This is a genomic window from Micromonospora sp. NPDC003944 (assembly GCF_053605225.1).
The window spans coordinates 1-7,698 of sequence record NZ_JBSGIV010000125.1 but is presented as its reverse complement, the minus strand read 5'-3'; the positions used below and the strand labels follow the sequence as shown (position 1 = coordinate 7,698).

Annotated in this window: 7 protein-coding genes; 2 read left to right on the top strand and 5 right to left on the bottom strand. The window is 71.1% G+C overall.

All coding sequences use genetic code 11. The annotated features are described in order from the left end of the window. From ACWER9_RS31485 to ACWER9_RS31470, 4 genes are all read right to left on the bottom strand, one after another. Nucleotides 1-1,537, bottom strand: a 1,537-nt coding sequence (locus ACWER9_RS31485; protein ID WP_452305274.1) for an ABC transporter substrate-binding protein, incomplete at its 3' end; no start/stop codon positions are given. Nucleotides 1,538-1,935: 398 nt separating this feature from the next. Then, nucleotides 1,936-2,844 carry a zinc-binding dehydrogenase gene (locus ACWER9_RS31480; protein WP_452305273.1) on the bottom strand — a complete coding sequence of 303 codons (909 nt, stop codon included), beginning with the start codon at nucleotides 2,842-2,844 and terminating at the stop codon, nucleotides 1,936-1,938. Between the two features lie 41 nt (nucleotides 2,845-2,885). Next, on the bottom strand, nucleotides 2,886-3,419 hold the full coding sequence (locus ACWER9_RS31475) for a flavin reductase family protein (protein WP_452305272.1): 534 nt from the start codon (nucleotides 3,417-3,419) through the stop codon (nucleotides 2,886-2,888). Between the two features lie 32 nt (nucleotides 3,420-3,451). After that, nucleotides 3,452-4,309: a DUF1684 domain-containing protein gene (locus ACWER9_RS31470; protein WP_452305271.1), complete on the bottom strand. Its 858-nt coding sequence runs from the start codon at nucleotides 4,307-4,309 to the stop codon at nucleotides 3,452-3,454. Between the two features lie 282 nt (nucleotides 4,310-4,591). On the opposite strand from ACWER9_RS31470, the gene ACWER9_RS31465 reads away from it, so the two are divergent. After that, nucleotides 4,592-5,626 carry an LLM class flavin-dependent oxidoreductase gene (locus ACWER9_RS31465; RefSeq protein ID WP_452305270.1) on the top strand — a complete coding sequence of 345 codons (1,035 nt, stop codon included), beginning with the start codon at nucleotides 4,592-4,594 and terminating at the stop codon, nucleotides 5,624-5,626. A gap of 124 nt (nucleotides 5,627-5,750) precedes the next feature. Then, nucleotides 5,751-6,548, top strand: a complete 798-nt coding sequence (locus ACWER9_RS31460; RefSeq protein ID WP_452305269.1) for an SAM-dependent methyltransferase — start codon at nucleotides 5,751-5,753, stop codon at nucleotides 6,546-6,548. Nucleotides 6,549-6,604: 56 nt separating this feature from the next. Here ACWER9_RS31460 and ACWER9_RS31455 read toward each other — a convergent pair whose 3' ends face one another. Then, the gene (locus ACWER9_RS31455) at nucleotides 6,605-7,342 is read right to left on the bottom strand and encodes a cellulose binding domain-containing protein (RefSeq protein ID WP_452305268.1); all 738 of its coding nucleotides are present in this window, start codon (nucleotides 7,340-7,342) and stop codon (nucleotides 6,605-6,607) included. Nucleotides 7,343-7,698: the final 356 nt, after the last annotated feature.

The window sequence follows — 7,698 nt, the reverse complement described above, 5'->3', positions numbered from 1 at the left end:
ACAGCGGCAGCAGCAGGGCCTGCTCGGCGACGACCTTTTGTTGCAGGTCGGCGTAGATGCCGGCACGCTTCGTCGGGTCCGCAGTGGTCTGACCGGCCTCCAGAAGCCTGTCGATCCCCGGGTCGTTGACCTGGGTGCGGTTGATGCCGCCCTTCGAGTGCAGCAGCAGGTTCAGTGCGGCTCCGGCGTCGGTGTCGGCACGCGAGTTGTCGAAGACCTCGTACTCGTTGCGCTGGAACGCGTCGGTGGCGGTGCCCTGGTCGACGAGCGACACCTTCAGGTCGATGCCGGCGCTCCGCTTGACGGCCGCCTGTACGGCCTGGGCCAGGACGTCGCGGCGGTCCCGCACGAACGGTGCGGACTGCACGAGTCGTACGGTGAGCCGCTTGCCGGCCTTCACCCGGTAGCCGTCGGCGTCGCGGGCGGCCCAGCCGGCCTGGTCGAGCAGGGTGTTCGCCTTGGCGGTGTCGCCGCTGTAGCCGCCTTCGAGGCGCTTGTCGTACAGGGGGCTGGACGGGCTGACCACGCTCCAGGCGCGGGTGGCGGTGTCGCGGTAGACGGACCTCAGGACGGTGCCGACGTCGACGGCCTCCCGGAACGCCTGTCGGACCCGCAGGTCGTCGAAGGGCGGGTGGGAGGTGTTGAAGTAGTACGCGTACGCGGAGCCGGAGTTCAGCTCGCGGGTCAGGCGCAGCGCCCGGTTGTTGGTGACCAGCGGTTGGTCGGTGGCGGGCACCCCTTCGACGAGCTGCACCTGGCTCGACGTGAGAGCACCGACGCGTACCGCCGACTCCTTGAGGAACCGGTAGGTGATCCCGTCCAGGTAGGCCGGACCGGTGTGCGACGCCGTGGGCGGCGCCCAGTCGTAGTCGGCGTTGCGCCGATAGTGCAGCTCCTGGCCGGGGACGTAGCGCTCCAGCACGAACGGCCCGGTGCCGACCACGTCGACGCCACCGGCCTTGAGGTTCTTCGCCTGGCGCAGCGACGTCGGGGAGATCTGCGCACCCTGCGGGGAGGCGAGGAAATCGAGGATGAGCACGTCCGGCGCGCTGAGGGCGAACCGTACGGTGCGCGGGTCGACGACCTCGACGGCCTTGAGGTTGCGTAGTTGGACGGCGGCGACGGCCGGGGCGTACCCGGGTTCCCGGAGCTTGTCGACGTTGGCCTTGACGGCCGCCGAGTCGAACGGCGTGCCGTCGGTGAAGGTGACCCCGTCGCGCAGCGTCAGGGCGTAGGAGAGTCCGTCCGGCGCGACCGTCCAGCCGGTCGCCAGCCACGGCACCAGCTTGCCCTGCTTGTCGTAGGCGAGCAGCGACTCGAAGGTGTTCCAGACCAGCAGACGAGCCTTTGCCTGGGCGTACTGGTGCGGGTTGAGGGTGATCGGCTCGGTCTCCACGGCCCAGGTGAGGGTGCCTCCGGAGCGGGGCGTTCCGGCGGTTTCGGCGGCCGGAGCGGCTGTGGTGGAGCAGCCGGCAGCGACGGCGAGCAGTGGGGCGAGTGCGGCGGCGGCCAGGGTTCGCAGACGGTACGAGGGCATGGTGAGATCTCCTGTCCAGGCAGGCGGAAGCGGGTATGCCGACACCCGGCCTCGGGCGTGGCGCGGGCCGGTGACGGTGTCGGTGCGGTGGTGGCGCGGCGGTGCGCCTCACCTCGGCGGGCCGATGCGGCGGGCCGGGTTACGGGCGTCGGTGCCGGGTCAGACCAGACAGGAACTCGACCACACCCGACCGAAGTCGATGTGGCCGCGGATCGTCAGCCGCAGCTCGCTGGACATGAGCCGAGTCCACCTCCACAGCGTGGTGGTGTCAACGAATCCGTCGCCGGATGTCGGCTATCGCACGGGAGGACGTCGATTCGTTGACGCATAACCTACTAAGGCTATAGGATTTACAGGGATTTTCGGCGGGCCGGTCGACCGGTCCGAAGGCGTGGGCCTCAATCCAGGTCGAGCACCACTTTGCCCGCGACCCGTCGTCCCCGCAGCGCGTCCACCGCCTCCCCGAGACGCTGCCACGAGCCGCGCCAACCGATTGGCGCGCGCAACACACCGCGTGCCACGAGGTCGGCCAGCACCGCGAGATCCGGCCCCGCTGCGGTGGCGTCACCGAAGGACCGCAGCGTCCGCGCCGCGCCCGGAGCGAAGGTGGAGTTGACCGGGAAGGCCGCCGGCTCGCCGGACGCCCAGCCGATGCTGTGCAACACCCCGCCCGGGGCCAACAGACCCCAGGCGGTCACCAGGGACGGGCCACCGACCGTGTCCAGCACCACGTCGACCGGCTCGACGACCGCGCCGAGACCGACAGCCACCTCGTTCGCCCCGAGATCCGCCAGCCCGGCACCACGAGCCGGAGAACCGACGACCGCGACCACGTACGCACCACCGTGCCGGGCGAGCTGCACGGCAACCCGACCCACTCCGCCGGACGCTCCCGTGATCAGCACCCGGCGGCCGAGGAGCGCGCCCGATGCCCGCAAGGTACGCAGAGCGGTCAGGCCGACCATGGGCAGTGCGGCGACCTCGGCCAGGTCGACGGCGGCGGGGACCACCGCCACGCTGTCCACGTCGAACACCGCGAGGCGGGCCCAGGCGCCCGACCCGAAGGCCACCACCCGGTCACCCTCGCGAGGGCCGGTCCCGTCGATCGCTGCGCCGACCACGTGACCTGCGGCGTCGTATCCGAGCACGCTCCCCGCCGGCCAGACGTCGAGGTGCCGGATCTCGCCGGCGTTGACCGCGGCGTGCCGCACCTCGACGAGCACCTGCCCGGGACCTGGAACGGGATCGGGTAGTTCGGTCAGCTGGAACCCTTCGTCGGTGTGCGGAGCAGCGACGACCGCGCGCATGGCATCGTTCCCGTCAGCGAGAGGGACGTACGGAGGACCGGTCAGGCGGCGGGGCGGCGGGCCGCCGCGTCGTGATCGCCGGCCAGCCCGGCGTAGCGACCCCGGTGGTACAGCAGGGGCGAGCCGACGTCGGCATGCCGGAGCACCTCCGGCTCCGCCAGCACCACGGCGTGATCGCCGACGGTCACCCGGTCGACGACCCGGCAGAGCAGCCAGGCCAGGGTGTCGTCGAGGATCGGCACCCCCTCCGGGCCCGTCCGCCAGCGGGTGGAGCCCGCGAACCTGTCGATGCCGCTTGTCGCGAAGGTCCGGGCCAGCGCCTGCTGATGGTGGGCGAGAAGGTGTACGGCCACGTGCCGGGCACGGGCGATAGCAGGCCAGCTCGACGACCCGAGGTTCAGACAGAACGAGACGATCGGCGGCGCCAGCGACACCGAGGTGAACGAGGTGGCGGTGAAACCGACCGCCGGCGCGCCGGGAGCGGTGACCACCGTGACGGTGCTGGCCTGGTGGCGCAGCAACGTCCGCAGCGCGTCGCTGTCGGCGTCGATCGGGGCGTCGATGGACTGGGTCATGGCGATCCTCCCGAGGGGTTGGTCCGCTGGGCCTACGAACGGTCGACGGAATCGCCCGCCAGCCGCTCGTACGGGGTCTTCTCGCCGGCCTCGACGGCGATCGGCAGCCGGTTCTCCGCCGGTGGCAACGGGCAGGTCGCGAAGTCGGTGTATGCGCACGGCAGGTTGGTGGCCCGGTTGAAGTCGAGTGTCAGCCAGCCCTGCTCGTCCGCCGCCGCGACGGACAGGGCGCGGTTGGCCGGATAGGTCGTGACGCCGGAGGTGGCGTCGGTGAACAGCACCGACAGGCTTCCGGGCGCGGCGCCGTCGAACGCGGTCAGGCTCAGCGGCACCCCGTCGACGCTGAACTCGATCCGACCGGGGGCGTCGTAGACATGCGTGAGCCCCTCCACGGCCGCGCCGACGGTGGTCGGCCGAGGGGTCTCGAACGGCACGAAACGGCCGCGCAGGACCCATCGACGGTTGGGGGGATAGGTGGGGGTGCCCCGGTAGGCGACACGCAGTGGGTGATCCGGTCGTCGGGGACGGAGGATGTCGTGCCCACCCCGGCGGGCCACCTCCAACACCCCACCGTCGATGCCCACGGTGATGCCGCCGCGCTCGGGGATCGGCCCGAACTCGTGCCGGCCGCGAACCGACCGGTCGTCAACGATCAACTCCTCGTCGGTGCCGAGAGTCACCACCGGGCCGCCCTCGCCGGTGTGCCACTCCCCCGGCACGTCGGGGAATCGTTGCCGCTCCGAGGTGAGCCAGTGCAGACCTGCGACGGCCAGGAAGCCGTGCGGGTCGGCCCGGGCATCCTCGTGGCGGCGGTGCCACTGCCGCCATTCCTCCGCGAACTCCGGCCGGGCTGTCGCGGTGGTGGGCGTCGGGGCGTCGGCGATCGTCACAGGTCCTCCTCGACGGGGTGCACCTCCACCCTGGTGGGGTGCGGGAATACCGGTCACGCGTCGGCGGTGGGCCGGCGGTGGACACCGGGCGGGCGAGGGCTGGCCAGCCCGTTCAGGCGAGGGTGGAAGCGCCCGGACAGAGCTGCGCGGCGACTCGCATCAGGTCGACGACCCGGCGGGAGGTGAACAACCGAACCGACGGCATGCGATCGATTTTCCTACCAACAAGGTAGGATTTCAAGCCCCTTGGGCACGCATCCTCGGTAGGCATGGAGACAGACGGTGACGGCACCAGGCACCCCCGCACAGTCGAGGCCCCTACGGAAGCTCGGCTTCCTGACCATCGGCCTGTTCGACGAGGCCGATCCCCGCGCGGGCCACGAGGCGACCCTGAAGCTCATCGAGCTGGGCGAGCAACTCGGCTTCGACAGCACCTGGGTCCGCCACCGCCACCTCCAGTACGGCATCTCGTCTCCGATCGCCGTCCTGGCGGCGGCCTCGCAGCGGACCCGACACGTCGAACTCGGCACCGCGGTCATCCCGCTCGGTTGGGAGAACCCGCTCCGACTGGCCGAGGACCTCGCGACGGTCGACATCCTGTCCGGCGGACGGCTCAACGCCGGAGTGAGCGTCGGCCCGCCCATGCACTTCGATCGGGTGCGACGATCGCTATACCCGGACACCGCTGACACGGAGGACTTCAGCCACACGCGGGCACGCCGCCTGCTCGACCTCATCCGCGGCGAGGCGGCCAGCGACGTCGACGGCTTCGAGGGCTTCGAGGAGTTCTCCCGCCGCGTGCAGCCGCACTCACCCGGGCTGGCGTCCCGTATGTGGTACGGCGCGGGCAGCCTCAGCTCCGCACGTTGGGCCGGTGAGCAGGGCATGAACCTGCTCACCAGCAGCGTGGTCAAGGCCGAGGACGCCACCGACTTCGCCGAGATCCAACTTTCGCACATCCGGACGTTTCGCGCCCATCATCCGGACGGCGACCGGGCCCGCGTCTCGCAGGGGCTCGTCGTCATCCCCACCGACACCGCCACCGCGTCTCAACGCGCCCGCTACGAGGAGTACGTCCGACAGCGAACTCCTCGAACGGCCTCACCACAGGGGCCTGCCCGGATGCTGTTCGCCCCCGACCTCGTCGGCCCGTCGGAGCTGATCGCCGAGCGACTGCTCGACCATGCCGCCTTCCGCGAGGTCGACGAGGTCGCCTTCGCGCTGCCCTTCACCTTCACGTCGGCGGACTACGCGCAGATCCTCACCGATACGGCGACCCGGCTCGGCCCGGCGCTCGGCTGGCAGCCCACCCGCTGAGGCGAGCCGCCCGGGTGCACGCCGGCCCGTCCACCACCGGTCGAGTGTGGACATCCCGGGAGTACGATCCCGCTCGTACCACAGTGATGACCTCCAGCTCTCGACCCCTCGATAGGAGCCTGGCATGGCCGGCCCGGACCCCGAACTCGCCGCGAAACTCCAGCCCGACGTGCCGCACGCGGCACGCATCTGGAACTACTGGATGGGTGGCAAGGACAACTTCCAGTCCGACCGGGCGGCCGGCGACGCCGTCGCCGAGGTCTACCCGGAGATCGTCGTCATGGCACAGCAGTCCCGGGTGTTCCTGGTGCGGGCGGTGCGCTACCTCGCGGCCGAGGCGGGCATCCGGCAGTTCCTGGACATCGGCACCGGCCTGCCCAGCATGCAGAACACGCACGCGGTCGCCCAGGGCATCGCGCCCGACTCCCGCATCGTCTACGTGGACAACGACCCGATGGTGCTCGTGCACGCGCGGGCGCTGCTGGCCAGCACGACGGCGGAGGGTGTCACCACCTACGTTCCCGCCGACTACCACGACCCGGAGAAGATCCTCGCCGAGGCGGCACAGACGCTCGACTTCAGCCAGCCCATCGCCGTGATGTACATGGGCGTGATGGGCTACGAGCCCGACCTGGCCGAGGTGCGGTCGATCGTCGAGCGGACGATGGCCGCGATGCCGTCCGGCAGTTACCTCGTGCTCTGGGACGGCACCGACACCAGCCCTGAGGTGGTCGCCGGCGCGGAGCGGCTGGCGCAGAGCGGCGGAGTCCCGTACATCCTGCGCAGCCCGGAGGAGCTGGACAGCTGCTTCGCCGGGCTGACCAAGGTGGAGCCCGGCCTGGTGCCGATCCCCCTGTGGCGGTCGGACGAGCCGGACGCCGTCGGCATCGACGCCTACGGCGCCGTGGCCCGCAAGCCCTGACCGGCACGACGTCCGCCCCGCTCCCGCCGACGCGCCGGAGGCGGGGCGGACGTCGTTCACCGGGCGCAGCTCATGGTCAACCCGTCGGGGACCGCACTTGCCGTCCCGAGCAGACCGAAGGTGGTCGCCCCGTCCAGCGCCAGCGTGCCGTTGTAGGGGGCGTTGCGGACGGTGACGTCGGCGCCGACGGTCTCGGCCACCCCACCCCAGACCGTCTGGAGCCGCTCGTCACCGGACCACCGCCAGGACACGCGCCAGTGGTCCAGCGGTAGCGTCCCGGTGTTGCGGACCGTGACCGTGGCGACAAAACCGTTGCCCCAGCGGGCGTCGATCGTGGCGGTCGCCCGGCACGAGGTCAGCGGGGCGGTCCGCGCGGGCCCGATCGAGTACGGGTCGCGCTTACCGTCCGGGTCGCTGAACCGGTACCAGTACTCCGTGTCGGGCGTCAGACCCCCGATGGTCACCGTGCCGCTGCGTTCCGGCCCGGAGACGGCAGAGGCCACCGGCGTCCGCCACTGTTGGGCGTCCTCGCGGCTGGCGAAGAGGCTGACGGTCATCGGCGGGTCGTAGCCGCAGGGCGGACGGAAGAAGATCCAGTACGAGATGGTCACGCTCGTGGTGGTGACCCCGGCGACGTTTGCGGTGATCGGGAGAGCCGGTGGGCAGGTCGGTGTCGGTGTCGGTGCGGGCGTGGTCGCCGGAGTTGGCGTGAGCGTCGCTTCGGCGGCGGTGGTCACCGTCCCGGTCCAGGTGGCAAGCACCACGGTGGTGACGGCGAGGAACATGCGGAGCATCGGTACCTCCGTGATTGCCGGGCACCGATGACCGAGGTGGAAGCCGGTGCCGCGCTCGGACGTCCGGTCGGCGACGAGGCTGCCCGGCGCGGGTGACAGGGCCACCTCGCGTGCCCCTCGGACCGGAGGAGATCTGGTGCGCGCTGGCTCCTCGAGCACGACCGAACCACAGCATGGCAGTCGACGGTCATCGATACAACCCGGTCCCGAGCCGGTCGAGAACCGTCCGTTTTCCCGTCGCCGCACGGACACCCGGCGGGCGTTCGCGGCAACAATGATCCATCGTGGTCTATCCGTTCGGACACGGGAGCACATCATGCTCGACGCACGCAGCACGAACCGGCGACCCCGGGTGG